The organism is Achromobacter sp. FW305-C-13 (assembly GCF_058783475.1).
Genome location: NZ_JBYSYN010000004.1, coordinates 266,783 through 289,647, shown reverse-complemented (window position 1 = coordinate 289,647; position 22,865 = coordinate 266,783). Strand labels below are relative to the sequence as shown.

The following is a 22,865-nucleotide window of genomic DNA, read 5'->3' as shown; positions in this document are numbered from 1 at the left end:
TTTTACCGCGTCGGGAGCTGTGCCGTAAACCGGTAGCCGCTGCCGCGCACGGTTTCCACGTGCGCGTCGTGGCCGCTGGGTTCCAGGGCCTTGCGCAGGCGGCGGATATGGACGTCCACGGTGCGTTCTTCAACGAACACGTGGTCGCCCCAGACCTGGTCCAGCAGTTGCGAGCGCGAGAACACGCGCTCGGGGTGGGTCATGAAGAAGTGCAGCAGGCGGAACTCGGTGGGGCCGATCTGCAGCGACTGGCTGTTGCCGGACAGGCGATGCGTCACCGGATCCAGCTTCAGGCCGCCCACGTCGATCACGTCGTCGGTCAGCTGGGGCGCGCGGCGGCGCAGCACGGCCTTGATGCGGGCCATCAGCTCTTTGGGCGAGAAAGGCTTGGTGATGTAGTCGTCGGCGCCGGCCTCCAGGCCGTCCACCTTGTCCTGCTCGGAACCCTTGGCGGTCAGCATGATGACCGGGACGGCGCGGGTGCGCTCGTCGTTGCGCAGCTTGCGCGCCATGGCCAGGCCGGACGTGCCGGGCAGCATCCAATCCAGCAGGATCAGATCGGGGAGTTCGGCGCGGATCAAGGTCTGGGCCTGGTCGGCGTCGAAGGCGCGCAACACTTTGTGCCCCGCGAAAGACAGGTTGACGGCGATCAGTTCCTGGATTGCGGGTTCGTCTTCGACAACGAGGATAGTGCTGGACATGGCGAATTTGGCACACTTCGGAGCGCCGGCGCGGCGCGAACATTGCGATAGTATGGCCGCAATATTTCAGGTATGTGACCGCAGGGTGCTGCCGGGGCAGGTTCTGTGGCCGCCGCCGGGTGCCCGATAGGCTACCATTGAACGATATATCGGGAATTCACCATGCAAAACCCCTCCGAATCGCAACATTCCGCGGATTCCAATTCGCAATCCACGCATTTCGGCTTCCAGACGGTGCCGGAAGGCGAAAAAGCCCGCAAAGTCGCTGAAGTCTTCCATTCCGTCGCCCAGCGCTACGACGTCATGAACGATTTCATGTCCGCCGGCCTGCACCGCGTCTGGAAAGCCTTCACCATCGGCCGCGCGGCCATCCGCCCCGGCATGAAGGTGCTGGACATTGCCGGCGGCACGGGCGACCTGGCCAAGGCCTTTGCCAAGCGCGCCGGCCCCACGGGTGAAGTCTGGCTGACCGACATCAACGATTCCATGCTGCGCGTGGGCCGCGACCGCCTGACCGACGCGGGCCTGCTGCTTCCCACCGCCGTCTGCGACGCCGAGCGCCTGCCGTTTCCCACGGGGTACTTCGATCGGGTCAGCGTGGCCTTCGGCCTGCGCAACATGACCCACAAGGACCGTGCCCTGGCAGAAATGGCCCGCGTGCTCAAGCCGGGTGGCAAGCTGCTGGTGCTGGAGTTCTCGCGGGTGGCCAAGCCGCTGTCGCCCGCCTACGACTGGTATTCGTTCAACGTGCTGCCGTGGCTGGGCAAGAAGATCGCCAACGACGAAGCCAGCTACCGTTACCTGGCGGAATCCATCCGCATGCATCCCGACCAGGAAACCCTGGCCGACATGCTGCGTACTGCCGGCCTGGACCGGGTGCAGTACTTCAACCTGACCGCCGGCATTGCCGCGCTGCACGAGGGTGTGCGCCTGGGCTGAACCCGGCCTGTCCATAGGATGTTTCGTCACCCCACGGGGAACTTGTGGGCTGGCGTCTTGTCCGTTATTCTTACGTCATTCAGATTACTGTAAGAAAAGTCGCGACTATGGTCCCGCTGTCCGTGGGACTCCCCGCTGCTCGGGGCAGCGGGGGCGCGAGTACGAGGGAGCAAACTCTATGACCAAATTCTGTTTTTCGCGGTTTGTCGCCGCGGCGCTCATCGCCATCTCCGGCGCGGCGTTGGTGACGGCGTCTTTTGACGCCGAAGCCCGTCGTGCAGGCGGCGGCAGCAGCGTCGGCCGTCAATCCTCCAATGTGACCCAGCAACGCCAGGCCACGACGCCTCCGGCTGCGGCGAACAATACGGCAGGCGCCACCGCCGCTCCGGCAGCCGCCGGCGCAGCGACGGCCGGCGCCGCGGGCGCCGCCGCCAAGAGCGGCGCGTCGCGCTGGCTCGGCCCCATCGCCGGCATCGCCGCTGGCCTGGGCATCGCCGCCCTGCTGTCCAGCATGGGCCTGTCGGGCGCGTTCGCCGAATTCCTCGGCTCCGCGCTGCTGATCGCCGCGGTCGTGTTCGCCGTCATGTTCATCATCCGCCGCCTGCGTGGCGCCGCGCCGCGCACCGCGACGCAAGGTGCCTTCAACGGCGCCAACAACGCGCCGGGCCAGCAACAGCAGCCCATGTGGCGTGAAGCGCTGAAGCCGGCCGCCGCCGCGCCGGCCGCTGCTGCCGCACCCGTGGCCGCCGCGCCCGTGGCTCCTCCGGCCGTGCTGCCGAAGGCCGGTGAAGACAACAACTGGTTCGTGCCGGGTGATTTCGACACGCCCAACTTCCTGAAGCAGGCCAAGGAGCAGTTCGTCCGTATCCAGGCCGTGTGGGACAGCGGTAGCACCGATGGCCTGCGCGACTTCCTGACCGACGACCTGATTACCGAGCTCAAGCCGCAACTGGCCGAGCGCGGCGCCGCGCCCAACAAGACCGAAGTGGTCCTGCTGAACGCCGAAATGCTGGGTATCGAGACCGTGTCCGACGGCCACCTGGCCAGCGTGCGCTTCTCCGGCATGCTGCGCGAAGCCCCGGGCACCGAGGCCTTCCGTTTCGAAGAAGTCTGGAACCTGTTCAAGCCTGCCAATGGCGGCTGGCTGCTGGCCGGCATCCAGCAGATCCCGGTGGATCTCGCCAGCTAAGGCTGGCCGGCCGGGTCCGATTCCCGCCTCCGTTGCGGATGCCGCAAGGCGTCTGCTTGAACCGGCCCTTCAAGGGCCGGTTTTTCCATGTCCTTTCCGCAAAACACGCACCCATCTAACCCGTTACACTCCCGATTTAGCCATTAACTTCGGCAACCCCCGGCACCGGGGCCGTTGCAGACCGTCATGCTGCCTTTTTCGTTCCTGCCGACTCCCTCGCGACTGGCTGTCAGCGCGCTCAACGCCCTGTTGAGGCGCGAGGACTGGGCGCGCGAGCGCCTGGCGCGCCACGCCGGCAAAACCGTGCGTTTTGCGCTGGGGGGCTTCACGCTGGGCCTGACGATCGACAGCGAGGGCTTGGCATCCCAGGCCGACCCGGCCGTGGTGCCCGACGTGACGCTGACCGTCGCCCCGGAAAAGCTGCCCCTGCCGCGCCTGGGCGCGGACCGCGAGGCACCCGATTTCGCCGAAGCGACGCACATTTCGGGCGACGCGGCGTTGGCGCAAGTGGTGGCGGACCTGTCCAAGCAACTGCGCTGGGACCCGGAAGACGCCCTGGCCCGCGTGGTGGGCGATATCGCCGCGCTGCGCATCGTGGGCGGCGCCCGGGCCGCGGCTGACGGCGCGCGTACCGCCGGCCGTCGCCTGGCCGAGAATGTGTCTGAATACCTGGCGGAAGAAAGCGGCGTGCTGGCGGGCCGTCCGGCGCTTGAGCAATGGCGCCTGGACCTGGCCGAACTGAATACCCGCGCCGATGCGCTGGCGCGTTCGGCCACCGCCCTCCAAACCCGTCTGGCCGCTGCCAGCGCAAAGCGGGGCGCCTGATCCATGTTTCCCCTGCTGCGCCTGTTCCGCATCATCCTGGTTTCGCTGCGCTACGGTCTGGACGAGCTGGTGCTCTCCAGCCTGAACCATCCGCTGGCGACTTGCCTGTTGCGCGTCATCCGCCTGGGCACCCGGCCGCGCCAGCCGCGCGGGCAGCGCCTGCGCCTGGCGCTCGAATCACTGGGCCCCATTTTCGTGAAGTTCGGGCAGGTGCTGTCCACCCGCCGCGACCTGATCCCCGCCGACATCGCCAACGAGCTGGCCTTGCTGCAAGACCGGGTGCCGCCGTTCCCGTCCGCGCAGGCCGCCGCCTGCATCGAAGCCGCGCTGGGCGCGCCGCCCGAAAAGCTGTTCGCGCAGTTCGAGGTGGACCCGGTGGCCTCGGCCTCGATCGCCCAGGTGCACTTCGCCGTATTGCACGACGGCCGCGAAGTCGCCGTGAAGGTGCTGCGCCCGGGCATGCTCAGCATCATCGAAAAAGACCTGTCGCTCTTGAAGATCGTGGCGCGCATCATCGAGCGCCTGGGCGCCGATGGGCGCCGCCTGAAGCCGCGCGAAGTCGTGGCCGAATTCGACAAGTACCTGCACGACGAGCTGGACCTGGTGCGCGAAGCCTCCAATTGCAGCCAGCTGCGCCGCAATTTCGGCCCCGAGTCGGGCCGCGGCGACATGCTGATCGTGCCCGAGGTCATCTGGGAATACACGGCGTCCACGGTGTTCACCATGCAGCGCATGTACGGCATGCCGGTGGGCCAGGTCGAGCGCATGCGCGAAGCGGGCATCGACATCCCGACGCTGGCGCGCACGGGGGTGGAGATCTTCTTCACGCAGGTGTTCACCGACGGCTTTTTCCACGCCGACATGCATCCGGGCAACATCTACGTGTCGGACCGCCCCGACACGCTGGGCAGCTATATCGCGCTGGACTTCGGCATCGTCGGTTCGCTGTCCGAGTTCGACAAGAATTACCTGGCGCAGAATTTCCTGGCCTTCTTCCATCGCGATTACCGCCGCGTGGCGCAATTGCACATCGAGTCGGGCTGGGTGCCTGCCGATACGCGCGAAGAAGAGCTGGAGGGTGCCGTGCGCGCCGTGTGTGAACCGTACTTTGACCGGCCGCTGTCCGAGATCTCGCTGGGGCAAGTGCTGCTCCGCCTGTTCCAGACGTCGCGCCGTTTCAATGTGGAGATCCAGCCGCAGCTGGTGCTGCTGCAAAAGACGTTGCTCAACGTCGAGGGATTGGGCCGCCAGCTCGATCCCAACCTGGATCTCTGGAAGACCGCCAAGCCCTATCTGGAACGCTGGATGCGTCAGCGCGTCGGATTCAAGGGGCTGCGTCAAAGCCTGGAAAAAGAAGCCGTGCAGTGGTCTCAGATGCTGCCCGCTTTGCCCAGGCTGGTCCATGACCACCTGAGCCGCCCGAACGTCTCGCCCGCCCTGCTGGCCGAGATGGTTCACCTGCGGCGCGCCCAGGAACAAAACAACCGGCTGGTTGCAGCGCTGGTTGGGGTGCTGGCTCTTGCGATCGGGGTCGCAATATGGGCCTTGACCCGGTAGGCGGCGCGATGATCTAGACGAACCCTGTCATGTTTCATTCATGAAACGGTCATCATAGCTTCGCGGGAGACGGCGAAAAATAGCGCTGCGGTGGATGAATGCAGCGTCACGCCGAAAAGACGCGCGCGCCATTCATTAATTTTTATCGCCCCACAAGCGGGACGAATACAAGGGCAGACCATGCTTTATCCTGAACTCTTCAAGACCATGGAAGCCGTGCGCTGGAACATGGCCCACGACATCCCCTGGGGGGATTTCGATCGCAGCAAGCTTTCCGACGAGCAAGCCCAAACGATCAAGATGAACGCCATCACCGAATGGGCGGCGTTGCCGGCGACGGAAATGTTCCTGCGCGACAACCGCGGCGACAGCGACTTCTGCGCCTTCATGTCGGTGTGGTTCTTCGAAGAACAGAAGCATTCGCTGGTGCTGATCGAATATCTGCGCCGTTTCTGCCCGGACCTGGTGCCCACCGAAGAAGAGCTGCACAACGTGCGCTTCGAATTCGATGCCGCGCCCGAGCTTGAAACCCTGATGCTGCACTTCTGCGGCGAGATCCGCCTGAACCACTGGTACCGCCGCGCCGCCGAATGGCACACGGAACCGGTCATCAAGGCCATCTACAAGACCGTCGCGCAAGACGAAGCGCGCCACGCCGGCGCCTATCTGCAGTACATGCGCCGCGCGCTGCATGACCGCGGCCAGGACACGAGCGAACAGGCCCGCCTGGCGTTCTCGAAGATCGGCGTGCTGATGGCGTCGGCCGGCCGCACCCAGCAGGCGTTGCACCCGACCAACCTGCACGTGAACAAGGACCTGTTCCCCAACGACACGGTGCAGTCGCGTCTGCCCGAACCGGGCTGGCTGGAGCACTGGCTGGACACGCAGATCCGCTTTGACGGCATCTGGGAACAGAAGGTCGCCTCGCGCATCCTGCACATCCTGTCCAAGCTGATGGACCGCAGCTTCGAAACGGTGAAGGACCTGAACCGCTACCGCAAGGAAATGACCGCGCTGGTGGTCCCCAAGGAAAAGAAGATCATCCTCGCTGGCGCCTGATCGCCACAGGTGTTGCGGGGCGGCCCTGGCGCGGCCCCGCAGCCCTTTTCGGGTTGTTTCCGGGTTGTTTTGGGCAGGCAGAGGGGCGGCAGGCGGGCGGATATAATCGCCGCATGTCCGCCGCCCGTTTCGAATCCAAAGTCCTGTCCCGCGACGAATGCGTCGCCGCCGTCGCCGCTGGCCGCCTGCCGCGGCCGCTGGTGTTCACCAACGGCGTCTTCGACATCCTGCACCGCGGGCATGCGACCTACCTGGACCAGGCCGCCCAACTGGGCGCGACGCTGGTCGTGGCGGTGAACACCGACGAATCGGTGCGCCGCCTGGGCAAAGGGTCCGAGCGCCCGCTGAACCGGATGGAAGACCGCGCCGCGCTGCTGGCCGCGCTGGGTTTCGTGACCGTCGTCACGTCCTTCCATGAAGACACGCCCGAGGCCCTAATCGGCGAGCTCAAGCCCGACCTGATCGTCAAGGGCGGCGACTACGACATGGAAAAGCTGCCCGAAACCGCGCTCGTCAAGACATGGGGCGGCCGCGCGGTGGCGATCCCCTTCGAATTCGAGCGTTCGACCACGGCGTTGGTAAAGAAGATCCAGGGCGCCTGATCCGGCGTGCAGGAATAAGAAAAGCGGCCTCGCAGGCCGTTTTTTTCATGCGCGCACGGCTTGATGGGTTGCGCGCGATGGGCATGCGTGTTCTCCCGGCGTATTTCTCGCGCTCCACCCATCCTACAGGCCGAGGCGTTCGTGGGATGGGTGGAGCGCGAGAAGGCGCTCATGAATGAATAAGCGCCCATCGCGCGCAACCCATCAACCCGTACTATCAGGCCACACCCATCAGCGGGCGTCGCGCAGCAGCCGGTTGATGGCTTCCAGGTCGGTCTCGGCCAGGATGCCGCTGACGGCTTTCAGGCGCAGGCCCGAGAGCACCGTGCTGTAGCGCGCCAGCGCCAGATCGCGCTGGGTGGCATAGAGCTGTTGCTGGGCGTTGAGCACGTCCAGGTTGATCCGCACCCCTACCTCGTAACCCGTGCGGTTGGCTTCCACTGCGGCGCGGCTGGACTTTTCGCCGGCCTCCAGCGCCTGGATGCGGGCCAGGCCGCTGGTGACGCCGGTGTAGTACTGGCGCGCGGCCTGGACGGCCTGGCGGCGCGAGGTTTCGAAGTCGTAGCGGGCTTTTTGCTCCAGCTGCACTTTCTCGGTCACCTGCGACGACACGCCGCCGCCCGCGTACAGCGGAATGGACAGGACCACGCCGATGGTGTTGTCGATCGGCTTGCCGGGCGCGGCGTTGCGCATGACGGCGTCGCTGGCGCTGCCGCTGGTGGCGCGCAGGTTCAGGGTGGGGTAGTGGCCGCTCTTGGCGATCTGGATTTCGCGGCCGGCAATGCGGGTCAGGAGCTGCGCGCGCAGCACTTCCAGGCTCGACGCTTCGGCCTGGGTGCTCCAGTCGTTCACGCGAGCGGGCTGCGGCGCGGGCAACTGCACGCCGTAGGGCAGTTCGGCCAGGGCGCCGGGCGGCGTGCCGATGATCTTGGCCAGCTCGTCGCGGCGCACGTCCAGGTCGTTCTGCAAGCGCAGTTCCTGCGCCACCACCAGGTCGTAGCGCGCCTGCGCTTCGTAGGTGTCGGTGACGGTGGCGTTGCCCAGTTCGAAATTGCGCTTGGCGGACTCCAGCTGCCCGGCCACGGCGGCCTTTTCGGCTTCGGTGGCGGTCAGCGTGTCCTGCGCATACAGCACGTTGAAATAGGCGTCGGCCACGCGCAGCAGCAGGTCTTGATAGGCCTGCTGAAGCTGGACTTCGACGTCGGCCACGATCAGCTTGGATTGTTCGTAGTTCTGCCAGCGGCCCCAGTCGAACAGGGGCTGGGTCAGCGCCAGGTCCCACACGCCGCGTCCGCCGCTGTAGGACACGCCCAGGCCGCGCGTGCTGCGCGTTTCCTGGTAGGCGCCGCCGGCTTCGGCGGAAATCAGGGGCAGCAGCAGCGAACGGGCTTGCGGCTCTTTTTCCAGGCCGGCGCGGTAATTGGCGCGCGCGGCGGCGTAGGTGGGGTCATTGCCCAGGGCCGATTGCCAGACCTGGATCAGGTTCTGCGCAAACGCGGGCGACGGGCCGACGCTTGCGGCAGAGGTAAAAACCAGTAAAGCCGTAAGCAATCGGACGCGCATGATTTTCAACGATACGCCGGGCCGCCTTGACAGGCGCGCGCCCCATCGGGGGGCGGGCGCAGGGCGGCAAGGTGGAGGGTTAGAACTTGAACTGGGACACCGTGGCGCCGCGCAGCGGCTTGATGACCGTTTCGAACAGGTTCACGGTTTCGAAGCTGGCGGCCGTCGTGCGGGTGATGCGACAGGCCGTCATGACCGGGGCCTGGCCCACGACCACGACGAGGCGGCCACCCACACGCAGCTGGTACTTCAGCGCGTCCGGCACGACCGGCACGGAACCCGTCACCAGGATGGCGTCGTATTCGGTGGAGCCCCAGCCGTTGCGCGCGTCGCCGGTTTCAACCTTGATGTTGGTGACGTTGTTCATCTGCAGGTTCTGCTGCGCGAAGGTCACCAGGCGGCTGTCGATTTCAACCGAGGTGACCTGTTGGGCCAGATAGCCCAGCAGCGCGGCCTGGTAGCCGGAGCCGGTGCCGATTTCCAGCACACAGTCGGACTTGGTCAACTGCAGTTCTTGCGCCAGGCGGGCTTCGACCTTGGGGGCGAGCATCGTCTGGCGGGTATTCACCGCATTGATTTCCAGCGGCAGTTCCAGGTCGGAAAACGCCAGGGCGCGCAGGGCCGGCGGAACGAATTGTTCGCGGCGCACATCGAACAGCGCTTGCAGCACATTGGCGTCCAGGACGTCCCAAGGGCGGATCTGCTGTTCCACCATATTGAAGCGGGCTTGTTCTACGTCGGGCAGGGTCGAAGCGTTCATGACGGTCAGGAAAAAACAGAGGAATCAGCCGGCCATTGTACCGATTCGTAGCGTCCTGTGACGGCGTGCCCTGCCGGTAGATGTTTCAGCCGGGAATCCGGGCCGCCGCAGGGGCCGCCAAACGGCAGCGGCGCTCTGGAGAGCGCCGCTGGGTGACTGCGGGACAGCAAGCGCTACCGGGCGCTTACCACCAGGCGTGGAAGTGGTGCACCGGGCCGTGGCCCGAGCCCACCGACAGGCGTTCCGCGTGGCGGATAGCTTCGGTCAGGTAGGCCTTGGCGCGGCGCGCGGCCTCGGGTACGTCCCCGGTTTGCGGCAGCAGCGCGGCCAACGCCGCCGACAGCGTGCAGCCGGTGCCGTGGGTGTTGACGGTTTCGATACGGTGGCCGGGCAGCTCGATCATGCGGTCGCCGTCGTGCAGCAGGTCGATGGTCTCGTTGCCGGGCAGGTGGCCGCCCTTGACCAGCACCCAGCGTTCGCCCGAATGCGCGAGCTTGTTGCGCAGGCGTTCGGCCACGCGGCGCATTTCCTTGACGGTCTCGACCGGCCGCTCTTCCAGCAGCACGCCGGCCTCGGGCAGGTTGGGCGTCAGCAGGGTGGCCTGGGGCAGCATGGCTTCGCGCATGGCGCCCACGGCTTCCTTTTCCAGCAGCAGGTCGCCGCTCTTGGCCACCATGACCGGGTCCAGCACCACGTGGGCGGGCGCCCACTTGGCCAGCTTCTCGGCCACGACCTCGATCACCGGGCGCTGGCCCAGCATGCCGATCTTGACGGCGTCGATGCGCACGTCGGTGAACAGCGTGTCGATCTGCAAGCCCACGAAGGCGGGCGGCACGGGAGAAATGCCGGTGACGCCCTGGGTGTTCTGGGCGGTCAGGGCGGCGATGACGGCGCAGCCATAGGCGCCCAGCGCGCTCATGGCCTTGATGTCGGCCAGCGTGCCGGCGCCGCCGGACGGGTCGACGCCGGCGATGGTCAGCGCGTGGGGGATGGGACGGGCGTTGCCGTCCTGCTGGCGGGAGCTCATTTCGCCGAACCCGGGCCGGCGGTGATCAAGCCTTCGGTGGGCGAGCTGGGCGCGCCGCTGTACAGCTTCTTGGGCATACGGCCAGCGAGGAAGGCCTCGCGGCCGGCTTCCACGCCCTTCTTCATGGCGCTGGCCATCAGGATCGGGTCGCGCGCGCCGGCGATGGCGGTGTTCATCAGGACGGCGTCGCAGCCCAGTTCCATGGCGATGGCGGCGTCGGACGCGGTGCCCACGCCGGCGTCCACCACGACCGGCACGCGGGCCTGGTCGATGATCAGGCGCAGGTTCCACGGGTTCAGGATGCCCATGCCCGAGCCGATCAGGGAGGCCAGCGGCATGACGGCCACGGCGCCCATGTCTTCCAGCATGCGGCACTGGATGGGATCGTCGGTGCAATAGACCATGACCTTGAAGCCTTCATCGACCAGCGTCTTGGTGGCCTTGAGGGTTTCGGGCATGTTGGGGAACAGGGTGTGCGGGTCGCCCAGCACTTCCAGCTTGACCAGGTCGTGGCCGTCCAGCAGCTCGCGCGCCAGGCGCAGCGTGCGGACCGCGTCGTCGGCGCTGTAGCAGCCGGCGGTGTTGGGCAGCAGCGTGAATTTCGACGTCGGGACGTAGTCCAGCAGGTTCGGTTCGCCGGCGTTCTGGCCGATGTTGGTGCGGCGGATGGCGACCGTGACGATTTCGGTGCCGCTGGCGTCCAGCGCGGCGCGGGTCTGTTCGAAGTCCTTGTACTTGCCGGTGCCGACGAGCAGGCGCGACGAATAGGCGCGTCCGGCGATGGTGAGGGTGTCTTGTGTGGTCATGGCGGTGTTCAAAGGGCGGGGGCGCGTGAGCGGAGCCCGCGGAGGCTGACTGATTTTGCTAAACGAATGATAAAGCACGGCGTGGCGCGGCAGGCGTGTTCATTGAAATGCCGCGTTCCACTATTTGCAGATCATGGTTATGGGGGCGGGCGGCTCAGCGCAACCGGTCCAGGTCGGCGCAGATGGCTTCGGCCGCGTCGACCAGGCGAGGCCCCGGACGGTACAGGGCATCGGCGTCGATGCCGTAGACATGCCCCGCGCGGGCGGCGGGCAGCCCCAGCGCCTGCCAGGCGGCCAGGTTCCGGGGCGTGTCCTCGGGGCGTCCCACCCCGGCCAGCACGGCCTCCGGGCGGGCGGCCAGCACGTTTTCGAGCGTGACCTGCGGGGCGACGACGGGTGCCTGCCCGAAGACGTTGACGCCGCCGCAGATGCGCAGCGCGTCGCTGACGATGCTGCTGTCGTTCAGGGTGTAGATGGGGTCCAGGCCCGCCTGGACGAAGACGCGCACGGGCCGGCGGCCGGCATAGCGCGCCGTCAGGGCGGCCAGGCGGGCGCGCAACTGTTCGGCGGCGGGCCGCGCCTGCGCCTCGGTGCCGAACAGCGCGCCCATGCGTTCCACGGCGTCGGGGATGGCGGCAAGCGTCAGCGGATCGCTGTAGAAGACGGGCACGCCCAGCTTGTCCATGACCCGCGTCAGAGGCTCGGCCGCGGCGGGCTGCCAGGCGATCAGCAGGTCGGGGCGCACGGCGGCCACGCGTTCGGCGTCGGGCTGGGTGCCGTCGCCGATGACGGGCAGTTGCCGGGCGGCGGCGGGATAGTCGCTGCCGCGGATGGTCGCGATGAGGCGGTCACCCGCGCCGGCGGCATAGACGAGTTCGGTGGCGTGGGGCGCCAGGGTGACGGCGCGGCGCGCGGGCGCAGCCAGCAAGACCGTGCGGCCTTTGTCGTCATGGACCTGGATGGGGGAAGCGGGGTAGCCGGCGGCGGCCGGCGGATGGGCCAGCGTCGCACCCAGGGCCAGGAACAGCCCGGGGGCGATGCGGGGGTAGGCGCGTGCGAAGGTCATGCAGGGGCCGATAAGGTCAGCGGAGTACGCCGACTATATCGGATGTCCGCAATCAGTAGCGCAGCGTGAGCGACGCGTAGAAATTGCGGCCCGGCGCCGGGTACAGGTTGTAGTTGGCGACGGGGCCCAGCATCTGGAACGACGCATCGCCGCCGCGGATGCCGTAGGTGGCGTACTGGCGATCGAAGATGTTGTTCACGCCGATGGCGCCTTCGATGTTGCGCGTGAACTTGTAGGCCAGCTTCGTGTTGAACAGCACGTAGGCATCCAGTTCCTTGTCGAACTGGTTGGCCTGGTCGTTGTCCATGCGCGACTTGCCCACATATTGCGCCGACACATTCCACAGGAAGGCGTCGGTGGGGCGCCAGGTCACGCCGGCGTTGGCCAGCCACTTCGGGGCCAGCGGCACGGTCTTGCCGGCCAGGTCCACGCCGGCGTAGGTGCCGGAGCGGAATTGCGCTTCCATCCAGGTCACGTTTGCATCCAGCGTCACGCTGCTGGAAATGGCGGTGCGGCCTTCCAGTTCGATGCCTTGGCGGCGGGTCGGGTCCAGGTTGGTGTTGGCGCCGGTGCCCGGGCCCCACATGCCGTCGGCCAGCGGGTTGTACTGGATCTCGTTGGTCAGGTCATAGCGGAAGTACGACAGGCGGGCGCTGCTCGATGCCGCTTGCCACGTCACCCCGATTTCCTTGTCGGTGGACGTCTGCGGGGCCAGCGGGTTCTGCACCGACAGCAGTTCGTCGGCGTTGGGCAGGCGGAAGCTGCGGCCGACCTTGCCGTACACGCCGAAGCCGGCGGGCAGGTCCTGGCGCACGCCCAGTTGCCAGGCGGTCAGGTGGTTGCTGCGGTCGGACGCGGTGCCCGACCCGCTCAGCACGTCCAGGTCGTCGGACGCATACTGGCGGCGCACGCCGGCCGTCACATAGGTGGTGTCGGTGGCGCGGATCTGGCCTTCGGCGAAGAGCCCGTACTGGTGCTGGCGCGACTGCCACTTGGACGGCTCGAAGTCGTAGTAGGCGTTCTGGTCGGCGGTGGTCTTGGATTCTTGCGCGTCAGCGCCGAAGACGAGGCTGTGGCCGCCGTTGATCGGCAGGCGATAGCGCACGCTGGCGATGTTCTCTTCCAGCTTCTGGTCGCGCAGGGTGTCGCCGAAACCGTCGAATGACAGGCCGTTGAGTTTCTTCTCGCGGGTCGACAGGTCGGCGTACAGCGTGCCGGCGCCGATCGCCTGTTCGACTTGCAGGCCGAAGGTGGTGCTCGTGGTCTTGACGAAGTCGACGTCGTTCTTCGAACCGCGCGGGTCGTCCTGGAACTCGTTCACGCCGGTCGACGGGCTGATCAGGCGCGGGCCGGGCAGTTCCAGCTTTTGCGTGGTGGTGCGGCCATACAGGCGGATCGAGCCGTTGTCGTGGCGCAGGGTGATGCCGCCGCCGCCGCCTTCGCGGCGTTCGCCGCTGTGGTCGCGGTAGCCGTCGGTGTGCAGCGACTGCAGGTAGGCGTCGACGCCTACCTTCTCGTTGTTCATCGCCACGGCGGCGTCGTACTGGCGCAGGCCGTAGCTGCCGAAGGTGGCGGTGGCGCGGGCGGTCACCGGTTCCTTCGAGAAATCGGACTTGGTGATGATGTTGACCACGCCGCCGGTCGTGCCGCCGCCGTATTGCACCGAGCCGCTGCCGCGCACGATCTCCACGCGTTCGACCTGGTCCAGCGGCACCACGCCCAGGCCCGGAGCCGACAGGTCGTTGGTGTTCTGCTTGACGCCGTCGATCATGATCAGCGTGTTGCTGGCGCCGGTGATGCCGAAGCCGCGCAGGTCGACGATGGCGTTGTCGCTGGAGCTGCTGGTGTTGATCAGGTGGATGCCCGCCTGGGTCGACAGCAGGTCCTGCATGGTGCGGGCGCTGCTGGCGGCGATGTCTTCGGCGGTGATGACCGAAATGGACACCGGCAGCGTGCGGCCGTCCGTCGGCACGCGCTGGGCGGTGACGGTCACGGTTTCGAGCTCGGGGGTGGCGGAGGCGGTTTGCTGGGCGGCGGCGATGGCCGGAGCGGAGCAGAGCAGGGCGCCGGCGTAACGCCGGATGGAGCGGGCTTTCATCTACGTAACCTCGATGCGACCCGCGACCCCGCAGGTCATTCACGATGGGGAGGATGCCCACGCGCAGCGGGCCGGTCGGCCCGGCGGCGATGCGTGGACTTCCTGACGAGCGAACTGGCCGGTATCGGGCTGCCATGGGCGCAGACAAGCGCGCATGGGGACCGTTGCGGGGGCAGCACAGGCTGGACGGCGGGGGCGTGCCACGCGGCCTTGTGGGCGGCGCGGCGGCCCGGGGGGCCGTCTTCCTGTTTCCCGTTTACCTTTCGCGCGCGGCTGGCAAGTGTTGCGTTCTTGCAAGCCCGATGCGCCGAAAGCACCGGTTCGGGGCCGAAACTGTATCACCGGAGGGCGCGAGGGGGCCCGTTTTGTTACGATCAGGGCTTGTTTTTCAAGTGGTTTTGGCGTTTTAGCCACATCTTCGCCACTGAAGCCAACCTATAGCCGGACCTGCCCGTGTCGTATCCCCGCCTGCCGTACCCGCCCGAAGCCTATACCCAAGGCGGCGAATTCGCCCGCCTGCTGGGCCAGCGCATCCTGATCCTGGACGGCGCCATGGGCACCATGATCCAGCGCTACAAGCTGGGCGAGGCGGACTTCCGCGGCCAGCGTTTCGCCGACCACGGCAAGGACGTCAAGGGCAACAACGAGCTGCTGTCGCTGGTGCGGCCCGACGTGATCTCGGAGATCCACCGCCAATACCTGGAAGCGGGCGCCGACGTCATCGAGACCAATACCTTCGGCGCCACGACGATCGCGCAGGGCGACTACGACCTGCCGGAACTGGCGTACGAACTGAACCTGGTCTCCGCGAAGCTGGCCCGCGAGGCCTGTGACGCATTCAGTACGCCGGACAAGCCGCGTTTCGTGGCCGGCGCCCTGGGCCCGCAGCCCAAGACGGCATCGATCTCGCCTGACGTGAACGACCCGGGCGCCCGCAACGTCACCTTCGACGAATTGCGCGTGGCCTATATCGAACAGTTGAACGGCCTCCTGGACGGCGGCATCGACATCGTCCTGATCGAAACCATCTTCGACACGCTGAACGCCAAGGCCGCCATCTTCGCCACCGAAGAAGTGTTCGAGGCGCGCGGCATCCGCCTGCCCGTGATGATCTCGGGCACGGTGACCGATGCGTCCGGCCGCATCCTGTCGGGCCAGACCGTGGAAGCCTTCTGGAACTCGGTGCGCCACGCGCGCCCGGTGACCATCGGCCTGAACTGCGCGCTGGGCGCAGCGCTGATGCGCCCCTATGTGGCCGAGCTTTCCAAGATCTGCGACACCTATGTCTGCGTGTACCCCAACGCCGGCCTGCCCAATCCGATGGCCGAAACGGGCTTCGACGAAACGCCGGCCGACACGTCCGCGCTGCTTGAGGAATTCGCGCGCGCCGGGCTGGTGAACATGTCGGGCGGCTGTTGCGGCACGACGCCCGACCACATCCGCGCCATCGCGGACAAGGTCGCCGCGCTGACGCCGCGCATCGTGCCGGACATTCCGGTCAAGACCCGCCTGTCGGGCCTGGAACCTCTGAACATCGACGAAGAGACGCTGTACGTCAACGTGGGCGAACGCACCAACGTGACGGGCAGCAAGATGTTTGCCCGCCTGATCCGCGAGGAAAAGTACGACGAGGCGCTGGCTGTGGCGCGCCAGCAGGTCGAGAACGGCGCGCAGATCATCGACATCAACATGGACGAGGCCATGCTGGATTCGGTGGCCTGCATGCACCGCTTCCTGAACCTGATCGCCTCCGAGCCCGACATCGCCCGCGTGCCGGTCATGATCGACAGTTCGAAGTGGGAGGTCATCGAGACCGGCCTGAAGTGCGTGCAGGGCAAGCCGGTGGTGAACTCCATTTCGATGAAGGAAGGGCTGGAGCCGTTCCGCCATCATGCGCGGCTGTGCCGTCGCTATGGCGCCGCCGTGGTCGTCATGGCGTTCGACGAACTGGGCCAGGCCGACACGCTGGAACGACGCAAGGAAATCTGCGCGCGCGCCTACAAGATCCTGGTCGAGGAAGAAGGCTTCCCGCCGGAAGACATCATTTTCGATCCGAACGTCTTCGCGGTCGCCACCGGCATCGACGAGCACAACCACTACGCGGTGGACTTCATCGAAGGCACCCGCTGGATCCGCGACAACCTGCCGTACGCGCGCATCTCGGGCGGCGTGTCCAACGTCAGCTTCTCGTTCCGTGGCAACGAGCCGATGCGCGAGGCCATCCACACCGTGTTCCTGTACTACGCGGTCAAGGAAGGCATGACGATGGGCATCGTCAACGCCGGCCAGCTGGGCGTGTACGCGGACCTGGATCCCAAGCTGCGCGACCTGGTCGAGGACGTGGTGCTGGACCGGGCCGAGCCGGTGGGCAAGACCGAAGCCGACGACGAGCGCACGCCGACCGAACGCCTGGTGCAGTTTGCCGACACGGTCAAGGGTTCGGGCGCCAAGCGCGAAGAAGACCTGACCTGGCGTAACGCCGAAGTCGAAAAACGCCTGTCGCACGCGCTGGTGCACGGCATCACCGCCTTCATCGTGGAAGACACGGAAGAAGTGCGCCAGAAGATCTTCGCTCGTGGCGGCCGCCCGATCGAAGTGATCGAAGGCCCGCTGATGGACGGCATGAACGTCGTGGGCGACCTGTTCGGCGAAGGCAAGATGTTCCTGCCGCAGGTGGTGAAATCCGCCCGCGTCATGAAGCAGGCCGTGGCCCACCTGATCCCCTTCATCGAAGAGGAAAAGCGCCAGATCGCGGCCGCCGGCGGCGATGTGCGCGCCAAGGGCAAGATCGTCATCGCCACGGTCAAGGGCGACGTGCACGACATCGGCAAGAACATCGTGTCGGTCGTCCTGCAATGCAATAACTTCGAAGTCGTGAACATGGGCGTGATGGTGCCCTGCGCGCAGATCCTGGAAAAGGCCAAGGAAGAAAACGCCGACATCGTCGGCCTGTCCGGCCTGATCACGCCCAGCCTGGAAGAAATGGCGTACGTGGCCAGCGAAATGCAGCGCGACGAATACTTCCGCAGCCGCAAGCTGCCGTTGATGATCGGTGGCGCCACCACCAGCCGCGTGCACACCGCCGTGAAGATCGCGCCCAACTACGAAGGCCCGGTCATCTACGTGCCGGACGCCAGCCGTTCGGTGGGCGTCGCGACCAACCTGATGTCGGAGCAGTCGGAAACGTATCTGGCCGAACTGGCCCAGGAATACGAGGAAGTGCGCCGCCGCCACGCCAACCGCAAGGCCACGCCGATCCTGCCGCTGGCGGACGCGCGCGCCTCGCGCCCGGCGATCGACTGGGATAACTACACGCCGCCGCGTCCGAAGTTCATCGGCCGTCGCACGTTCAAGAGCTACGACCTGGCCGAGATCGTGAAGTACGTGGACTGGGGTCCGTTCTTCCAGACCTGGAGCCTGTTCGGCCCGTTCCCGGCGATCCTGGACGACAAGGTGGTGGGCGAACAGGCGCGCAAGGTCTACGCCGACGGCCTGGCCATGATGAAGCGCATCGTCGAAGGCCGCTGGCTGACCGCCAACGGCGTGGTCGGCTTCTACCCGGCCAACAGCGTCAACGACGAAGACATCGAGATCTACAAGGACGAGACGCGCAGCGAAGTGCTGTTCACGTACCGCAACCTGCGCCAGCAGGGCGCCAAGCGCGAAGGGGTCAGCAACAAGTCGCTGTCCGACTTCATCGCGCCCAAGTCGTCGGGCAAGCTGGACTACATCGGCATGTTCGCCGTCACCGCGGGCATCGGCATCGAGAAGAAGGAAGCCGAATTCGAAAAGGCCCTGGACGACTATTCCAGCATCATGCTCAAGTCCCTGGCCGACCGCCTGGCCGAAGGCTTCGCGGAATGCCTGCACGCCCGCGTGCGCCAGGACCTGTGGGGCTATGCGCCCGACGAGGCGCTGACGAACGAGGACATGATCGCCGAGAAGTATGTGGGCATCCGCCCCGCGCCCGGCTACCCGGCCTGCCCGGAGCACGTGGTCAAGACCGACATGTTCCGCGTGCTGGACGGCGGCGACATCGGCATGATGCTGACCGACAGCTACGCGATGTACCCGGCCTCCAGCGTGTCGGGCTTCTACTTCAGCCACCCGGAGTCGCAGTACTTCAACGTGGGCGTGATCGGCGAGGACCAGCTGGAAGACTACGCCAAGCGCAGCGGACGGACCATCGAAGACCTGAAGCGGACGCTGGCCCCGAACCTGGGGTGATGCGCCCGCGTTGCGCGCGATAAAAAAACCGGCCAGGAGGCCGGTTTTTTTTGCGCCGCCGCCAGTTGCGGGCTGGCTTAGCGCGCAGGCGGCGCGATGCGCCCCAGCACGTCTTCGATCATCACGCCGATCGCCAGCACCTTACGGTCGTCGCCGGGCAGTCCGTCGATCTCCAGGCCCACCGGCAGGCCTTCCGGCGACAGGCCGGCCGGCACGCTCAGCCCGGGCAGGCCCGCGTTGCTGCCGGGGTCGACGTTGCGGGCCAGGCGGCTGAAGCTTTCGAAGCTGCTGGCCTCGGGCGTGGCGGCCATCGGCAGGATGGGCAGCGTCGGAAACAGCAGGCCGTCCAGGCCGTGTTCCCGGAAGGCGCGGCGGTATACCTCGATCAGTTCGTCGCGTTGGACGGCGATGACGCGTTCGTACAGCGGTTGCAGCGCCAGGACCTGGCCATCGGGCGTGGGCAGTACGCCAGGCACGATCAATCCGTCGAAAATGGCTTTCACGTCGGGGCTGGATATCTGCGCCACCACGTCGTCGAAGCTCACGCCCGTGCCGTAGCGCTGCAGGTACGCGGTCAGGTCGGGCTTTTGCTCATACAGGCACAGCGGCATGCCGACCGCGGCGTTGACGGCCGGCAGGTCAGGCATGTCGAGGTCCACCAGATGCACGCCGGCCTCGCGCAGCTTGGCCAGCGCGGCATCCATGACGCTGCGCACCGACGGTTCCAGGTCGGCCCAGAAATAGCGCGCCAGTCCCAGGCGCACGCCCGAGGGCGGCAGGGGTGCCAGCGCTTGCGCGTCGCCTGCCAGCACGGCGTCCAGCAGCACGATATCTTGCATGCTGTTGGCGATGGGCCCCGGCGTATCGCGGGTGTGCGAGATGGGCGTGATGCCTGCGCCGTCGTAGCGGCCGACCGAAGGCCGGAAGCCCGCGGCGCCGTTGACCGCGGCGGGCAGGCGCACGGATGCGCCCGTGTCGGTGCCCAGGGCGGCGGGCGCTAAGCGCGCGCCCACGGCCGCGCCGCTGCCCGAGGACGAGCCGCCGGCGATGCGGGTGCTGTCGTACGCGTTGCGCGTGCCGTGGCCATGCGCACCGGGAAAGGCGGTGTTGTAGCCCGAGACGCCGAAGGCCAGTTCGTGCATGTGGGTCTTGCCCACGATGACGGCGCCGGCGGCGCGCAGGCGCTGCACCGCGGGCGCGTCCTCGGCAGGGCGGAAGTGCTTCAAGGCCGGAGTGCCGGCGGTGTTGGGCAGGCCGGCCACGTGGATGTTGTCTTTGATGGCGATGGGCACGCCGCCAAGCGGCCCAGCCTGACCCCCTGGGCGTTGCCCGGCGTCGTAGGCGCGGGCCTGCGCCAGCGCGCCGCCGCGGTCCACCGTGATGAAGGCGTTGAGCACGCCGTGGGCGTCAATGCGGTCCAGGCAAGCTTGGGTCAGCGCCACGCTGGTGAGGCGGCCGTCGCGGATCTGGGCGGCCGCTTCGGCGACGGTCAGCGCCGTCAGGGCGTCGTCGCCCGCGGGGCGCGGCTGGGGCTTGGCGGACAATGTCTGTTGGGACGTCTCTGGCATGGCGCTTTCTCACCTGTACGGATGAATGCTGTTGGACCGCCATCTATACAGGGTTCCTGCCGCCGCTGTCGAGCCCGGCCGTCGCCTTGGCCCCACCTTATGCAACGATGGTTTACCACTTCGATAGTGGTAAACCATTATGGTGGAAATTGGTAAACCACTTATGATTTGGTCTAACCACTTTTAAGATCCATGACACTGCAACTGATCCCCAAATCCGAAGAACCGGCCAGCAAGCCGGTGGCGGACCGCGCCTATGTGCGGCTGGCCGCCCAGATCCAGGCCCTGGTGGCGCAAGGCGAATTCGCCGTCGGCAAGCGCTTGCCGGCCGAACGTGCGCTGGCCGAGCGTTTCGACGTCAGCCGCACCGCGCTGCGCGAAGCCATCATCGCGCTGGAGCTGCAGGGGGTCGTGGAAGTGCGCGGCGGGTCGGGCATCTACGTCTGTGAGCCCAAGCCCGGCATCGCCCGCTTGCCGGCCGCCCAGGAAGCTGGCGCGGGACCGTTCGAGCTGCTGCGCGCGCGTTGCCTGATCGAATCCGAAATCGCCGCGTTGGCAGCCACGACCCGCAACGACGCGGACCTGGACCGCATCTTCGAAGCGCTGACGACGATGCGCGAGCAGATGATGGACAAGGCCGCCAACGAAGAGGCCGACCGCCGCTTCCATCTGTACATCGCGCAGTCCACCGGCAACAGCGTGTTGTTGGCCACGGTGACGTCGATGTGGGATCAGGCCCAGGGGCCCATCTGGGAAAAGATCGAACAGCATTTCCATACGCAGGATCTGCGCCAGGCCTCGCAGGAAGACCATCAGCGCATTTTCAGCGCGCTGGTGGCGGGCGACGCGCAGGCTGCGCGGCAGGCGATGCGCGCTCACCTTGAACGCGTGATCGGCGAATTCGCGCAAGGGTGGCGGTGACGCGGTAATGCAGGGCAGTACGGCAGGCGGCCCCTCGGCAGAGCGCGGAAGATACCGCGCCCCGGATCCGGGCTTTTCAAGTTCAGGAGACAAGCAATGCAGCAACAGAACAAGGGGAGCCGCGTGTTGGCCCGGTGGGCCGCGGCTGCGGTGCTGGCGATGTCCTTGCCGGTATCCGCCCAAGGCGGCGCTACGGCGACCGGCCTTCCGGCGCCGGGGCAGAGCCCGCGCATCGACGCCATCCGCAAGGCGGGCGAGCTTCGCGTGGGCGTATTGCAGAACGCGCCCTGGCTGATCCAGGATCTGTCCGGAAAAAGCGGCGAAGCGTGGAGCGGCCCCGCCTGGCTGCTGGCCAAGGAATACGCCAGGCAGCTTGGCGTCAGATTGACGGCCGTGCCCGTGTCGCACGAGACCAAGGTGCCCGTGCTGGCCGCCAATCAAGTCGACATGACGATCAGCCCGCTGGCCGAGACCGCCGAGCGCCTGAAGGTAGTGGACTTTGTGCTGTATTCGGCCACCAGCGTCTGCATGTTCGGCCGCGCGGGCAACGACAAGCTGGCCCGCGCCAAGTCCGTCGAAGACCTGAACCAGCCGGACATCACCATCGCTTACTTCACCGGCGGCGCCGAAGAGGCCTGGGTGAAAGAGCGCTTTCCCAAGGCGCGGTTGCGCGCCGTCGCCAACTCCGGCGCCACTGCGCCCATCGAAGAAATCATGGCCAAGCGCGCCGACGCGGCGCCGATCAACCGCGTGCCATGGGTGGGTTTGAACCACAAGGTGCGCGGCCTGGTGGTGTTTCCCGCCGAAGCCAATTGCCAGCAAAGCACGGAAAAGGCCTCGCCCGTTGGCCTGGCCATCGACAAGAACCAACCCGACTACCTGGCCTGGCTGCGGCAGGTGGCGGCAACGATGAAGCCCGCGTTGGACGCTGACGAAATGCGCATCATCGAACAGACCCAGTAGGCCCTCCGGCCATTCCCCTTTTCAACCGGCACGCGCCTGGCGCGTGCGGATCTGGCGATACCGCCGGTGCTTGAACACGCCGGTACCGGGCGTGCCGCCATCGGCGGCAGACGGCCGGGTTCCCTCTAGGAGACTTTGCATGCAACCCCGATTTTCCTCGCGCCTTCCCGCCGCCCGCCTGTTCCTGTCCGCCGCGCTGTTGGCGGGCGCGGCTACGGCGCAGGCCCAGACGCCGCCCGCGCCTGGCGAAAGCCCCCGCATCGACGCCATCCGCAAAGCGGGCGTGCTGCGGGTCGGCGTGGTCAACAACCCGCCCTGGCTGGTGCAGAACACCACCGGGTCGGGTGAACCGTGGATGGGGTCGTCGTGGCTGCTAGGCAAGGAGTTCGCGCGCCTGCTGGAGGTGAAGATCGTGCCCGTGCAGGTCAGCCACGAAACCAAGGTGCCCGCGCTGATCGCCAACCAGATGGACATCATGATCGGCCCGCTGAACCAGAACGCCGAGCGCGCCAAGATCATCGATTTCGTGACCTTTTCCAACACCAGCGTCTGCATGTTCGGGCTGGCGTCGAACCCGAAATTCACGAACGCCACCAAGGTCGAAGACTTCAACCAGCCCGGCATCACGATGGCCTACTTCTCCGGCGCGGGCGAAGAGCCGCTGGTGCTGCAGAACTTTCCCAACGCCAAGCTGCGCGGCGTGACGAACTCGGGCTCGGTCGCGCCAATCGAGGAAGTGCTGGCCGGCCGTTCGGACGTGGCGCCGCTGAACCGCATGCTGTGGCCCAACATCAGCAAGAAGGTCAAGGGCCTGGCCGTGTTCCCCAAAGAGAACGATTGCCAGTACAGCAAGATCTTCGCGATCGACGCGGGCATGGGTGTCGCCAAGGATCAGGCCGTCTATCTGGACTGGCTGCGCAAGGTGGAGGCGCGCATGCATCCGGAACTGGCGGCTGAAGAGCTCCGCATGACCCAAACCCTGAAATAAGGCGGC

The 22,865-nt window shown here is 66.7% G+C and carries 18 protein-coding genes; 10 read left to right on the top strand and 8 right to left on the bottom strand.

The annotated features are described in order from the left end of the window. Positions 1–2 precede the first annotated feature (2 nt). Positions 3–701: a phosphate regulon transcriptional regulator PhoB gene (gene phoB / locus AC3WMU_RS24925; RefSeq protein ID WP_006227196.1), complete on the bottom strand. Its 699-nt coding sequence runs from the start codon at positions 699–701 to the stop codon at positions 3–5. 162 nt (positions 702–863) lie between these two features. Between phoB and ubiE the strand changes: the two genes are divergently transcribed. The 6 genes from ubiE (at position 864) to AC3WMU_RS24895 (ending at position 6,872) form a co-directional block, all read left to right on the top strand. Beyond that, a complete protein-coding gene (gene ubiE, locus AC3WMU_RS24920; RefSeq protein ID WP_006227195.1) occupies positions 864–1,640 on the top strand; it encodes a bifunctional demethylmenaquinone methyltransferase/2-methoxy-6-polyprenyl-1,4-benzoquinol methylase UbiE in 777 nt (258 codons plus the stop codon). Positions 1,641–1,818: 178 nt separating this feature from the next. Continuing rightward, positions 1,819–2,829, top strand: coding sequence for a Tim44 domain-containing protein (locus AC3WMU_RS24915; RefSeq protein ID WP_088590988.1), 1,011 nt, complete (start codon positions 1,819–1,821; stop codon positions 2,827–2,829). A 186-nt stretch (positions 2,830–3,015) separates the two neighbouring features. After that, entirely contained in the window at positions 3,016–3,654 is a 639-nt protein-coding gene (locus AC3WMU_RS24910; RefSeq protein ID WP_492283104.1) for a ubiquinone biosynthesis accessory factor UbiJ, read from the top strand. A gap of 3 nt (positions 3,655–3,657) precedes the next feature. Continuing rightward, positions 3,658–5,211 carry a ubiquinone biosynthesis regulatory protein kinase UbiB gene (gene ubiB, locus AC3WMU_RS24905; RefSeq protein ID WP_006227977.1) on the top strand — a complete coding sequence of 518 codons (1,554 nt, stop codon included), beginning with the start codon at positions 3,658–3,660 and terminating at the stop codon, positions 5,209–5,211. 180 nt (positions 5,212–5,391) lie between these two features. Further along, entirely contained in the window at positions 5,392–6,270 is an 879-nt protein-coding gene (locus AC3WMU_RS24900; protein ID WP_006227978.1) for a ferritin-like domain-containing protein, read from the top strand. Positions 6,271–6,383: 113 nt separating this feature from the next. Then, the gene (locus tag AC3WMU_RS24895; protein WP_006227979.1) at positions 6,384–6,872 is read left to right on the top strand and encodes an adenylyltransferase/cytidyltransferase family protein; all 489 of its coding nucleotides are present in this window, start codon (positions 6,384–6,386) and stop codon (positions 6,870–6,872) included. Positions 6,873–7,103: 231 nt separating this feature from the next. On the opposite strand, the gene AC3WMU_RS24890 is transcribed toward AC3WMU_RS24895, so the two are convergent. From AC3WMU_RS24890 to AC3WMU_RS24865, 6 genes are all read right to left on the bottom strand, one after another. Then, positions 7,104–8,435 (bottom strand): TolC family outer membrane protein, encoded by a 1,332-nt coding sequence (locus AC3WMU_RS24890; protein WP_006227980.1) that lies wholly within the window; start codon positions 8,433–8,435, stop codon positions 7,104–7,106. A 79-nt stretch (positions 8,436–8,514) separates the two neighbouring features. Next, entirely contained in the window at positions 8,515–9,195 is a 681-nt protein-coding gene (locus tag AC3WMU_RS24885) for a protein-L-isoaspartate O-methyltransferase family protein (RefSeq protein ID WP_492283103.1), read from the bottom strand. A gap of 184 nt (positions 9,196–9,379) precedes the next feature. Further along, positions 9,380–10,222: a bifunctional hydroxymethylpyrimidine kinase/phosphomethylpyrimidine kinase gene (gene thiD / locus AC3WMU_RS24880; protein ID WP_006227982.1), complete on the bottom strand. Its 843-nt coding sequence runs from the start codon at positions 10,220–10,222 to the stop codon at positions 9,380–9,382. After that, entirely contained in the window at positions 10,219–11,028 is an 810-nt protein-coding gene (locus AC3WMU_RS24875) for a thiazole synthase (protein ID WP_006227983.1), read from the bottom strand. Before AC3WMU_RS24875 ends, thiD begins: the two co-directional genes overlap by 4 nt. Positions 11,029–11,182: 154 nt before the next feature. Beyond that, the gene (locus tag AC3WMU_RS24870; protein ID WP_492283102.1) at positions 11,183–12,094 is read right to left on the bottom strand and encodes a cobalamin-binding protein; all 912 of its coding nucleotides are present in this window, start codon (positions 12,092–12,094) and stop codon (positions 11,183–11,185) included. A gap of 52 nt (positions 12,095–12,146) precedes the next feature. Continuing rightward, the gene (locus AC3WMU_RS24865) at positions 12,147–14,192 is read right to left on the bottom strand and encodes a TonB-dependent receptor (RefSeq protein ID WP_280030038.1); all 2,046 of its coding nucleotides are present in this window, start codon (positions 14,190–14,192) and stop codon (positions 12,147–12,149) included. 453 nt (positions 14,193–14,645) lie between these two features. On the opposite strand from AC3WMU_RS24865, the gene metH reads away from it, so the two are divergent. After that, positions 14,646–18,419: a methionine synthase gene (metH, locus tag AC3WMU_RS24860; RefSeq protein ID WP_492283101.1), complete on the top strand. Its 3,774-nt coding sequence runs from the start codon at positions 14,646–14,648 to the stop codon at positions 18,417–18,419. A gap of 77 nt (positions 18,420–18,496) precedes the next feature. Here metH and iaaH read toward each other — a convergent pair whose 3' ends face one another. Continuing rightward, positions 18,497–19,987 carry an indoleacetamide hydrolase gene (gene iaaH, locus AC3WMU_RS24855; RefSeq protein ID WP_492283100.1) on the bottom strand — a complete coding sequence of 497 codons (1,491 nt, stop codon included), beginning with the start codon at positions 19,985–19,987 and terminating at the stop codon, positions 18,497–18,499. Between the two features lie 192 nt (positions 19,988–20,179). On the opposite strand from iaaH, the gene AC3WMU_RS24850 reads away from it, so the two are divergent. From AC3WMU_RS24850 to AC3WMU_RS24840, 3 genes are all read left to right on the top strand, one after another. Beyond that, positions 20,180–20,908 carry a FadR/GntR family transcriptional regulator gene (locus tag AC3WMU_RS24850; protein ID WP_006227988.1) on the top strand — a complete coding sequence of 243 codons (729 nt, stop codon included), beginning with the start codon at positions 20,180–20,182 and terminating at the stop codon, positions 20,906–20,908. Between the two features lie 96 nt (positions 20,909–21,004). Further along, positions 21,005–21,871, top strand: coding sequence for a substrate-binding periplasmic protein (locus AC3WMU_RS24845; protein WP_280030034.1), 867 nt, complete (start codon positions 21,005–21,007; stop codon positions 21,869–21,871). Positions 21,872–22,010: 139 nt separating this feature from the next. Further along, positions 22,011–22,859 carry a transporter substrate-binding domain-containing protein gene (locus AC3WMU_RS24840; RefSeq protein WP_492283099.1) on the top strand — a complete coding sequence of 283 codons (849 nt, stop codon included), beginning with the start codon at positions 22,011–22,013 and terminating at the stop codon, positions 22,857–22,859. Positions 22,860–22,865: the final 6 nt, after the last annotated feature.

What these genes read in the sequence shown, in the direction of transcription:
- phoB (WP_006227196.1), bottom strand. Translation starts at nt 701, where the DNA reads ATGTCCAGCACTATCCTCGTTGTCGAAGACGAACCCGCAATCCAGGAA.
- ubiE (WP_006227195.1), top strand. Translation starts at nt 864, where the DNA reads ATGCAAAACCCCTCCGAATCGCAACATTCCGCGGATTCCAATTCGCAA.
- AC3WMU_RS24915 (WP_088590988.1), top strand. Translation starts at nt 1,819, where the DNA reads ATGACCAAATTCTGTTTTTCGCGGTTTGTCGCCGCGGCGCTCATCGCC.
- AC3WMU_RS24910 (WP_492283104.1), top strand. Translation starts at nt 3,016, where the DNA reads ATGCTGCCTTTTTCGTTCCTGCCGACTCCCTCGCGACTGGCTGTCAGC.
- ubiB (WP_006227977.1), top strand. Translation starts at nt 3,658, where the DNA reads ATGTTTCCCCTGCTGCGCCTGTTCCGCATCATCCTGGTTTCGCTGCGC.
- AC3WMU_RS24900 (WP_006227978.1), top strand. Translation starts at nt 5,392, where the DNA reads ATGCTTTATCCTGAACTCTTCAAGACCATGGAAGCCGTGCGCTGGAAC.
- AC3WMU_RS24895 (WP_006227979.1), top strand. Translation starts at nt 6,384, where the DNA reads ATGTCCGCCGCCCGTTTCGAATCCAAAGTCCTGTCCCGCGACGAATGC.
- AC3WMU_RS24890 (WP_006227980.1), bottom strand. Translation starts at nt 8,435, where the DNA reads ATGCGCGTCCGATTGCTTACGGCTTTACTGGTTTTTACCTCTGCCGCA.
- AC3WMU_RS24885 (WP_492283103.1), bottom strand. Translation starts at nt 9,195, where the DNA reads ATGAACGCTTCGACCCTGCCCGACGTAGAACAAGCCCGCTTCAATATG.
- thiD (WP_006227982.1), bottom strand. Translation starts at nt 10,222, where the DNA reads ATGAGCTCCCGCCAGCAGGACGGCAACGCCCGTCCCATCCCCCACGCG.
- AC3WMU_RS24875 (WP_006227983.1), bottom strand. Translation starts at nt 11,028, where the DNA reads ATGACCACACAAGACACCCTCACCATCGCCGGACGCGCCTATTCGTCG.
- AC3WMU_RS24870 (WP_492283102.1), bottom strand. Translation starts at nt 12,094, where the DNA reads ATGACCTTCGCACGCGCCTACCCCCGCATCGCCCCCGGGCTGTTCCTG.
- AC3WMU_RS24865 (WP_280030038.1), bottom strand. Translation starts at nt 14,192, where the DNA reads ATGAAAGCCCGCTCCATCCGGCGTTACGCCGGCGCCCTGCTCTGCTCC.
- iaaH (WP_492283100.1), bottom strand. Translation starts at nt 19,987, where the DNA reads ATGCCAGAGACGTCCCAACAGACATTGTCCGCCAAGCCCCAGCCGCGC.
- AC3WMU_RS24850 (WP_006227988.1), top strand. Translation starts at nt 20,180, where the DNA reads ATGACACTGCAACTGATCCCCAAATCCGAAGAACCGGCCAGCAAGCCG.
- AC3WMU_RS24845 (WP_280030034.1), top strand. Translation starts at nt 21,005, where the DNA reads ATGCAGCAACAGAACAAGGGGAGCCGCGTGTTGGCCCGGTGGGCCGCG.
- AC3WMU_RS24840 (WP_492283099.1), top strand. Translation starts at nt 22,011, where the DNA reads ATGCAACCCCGATTTTCCTCGCGCCTTCCCGCCGCCCGCCTGTTCCTG.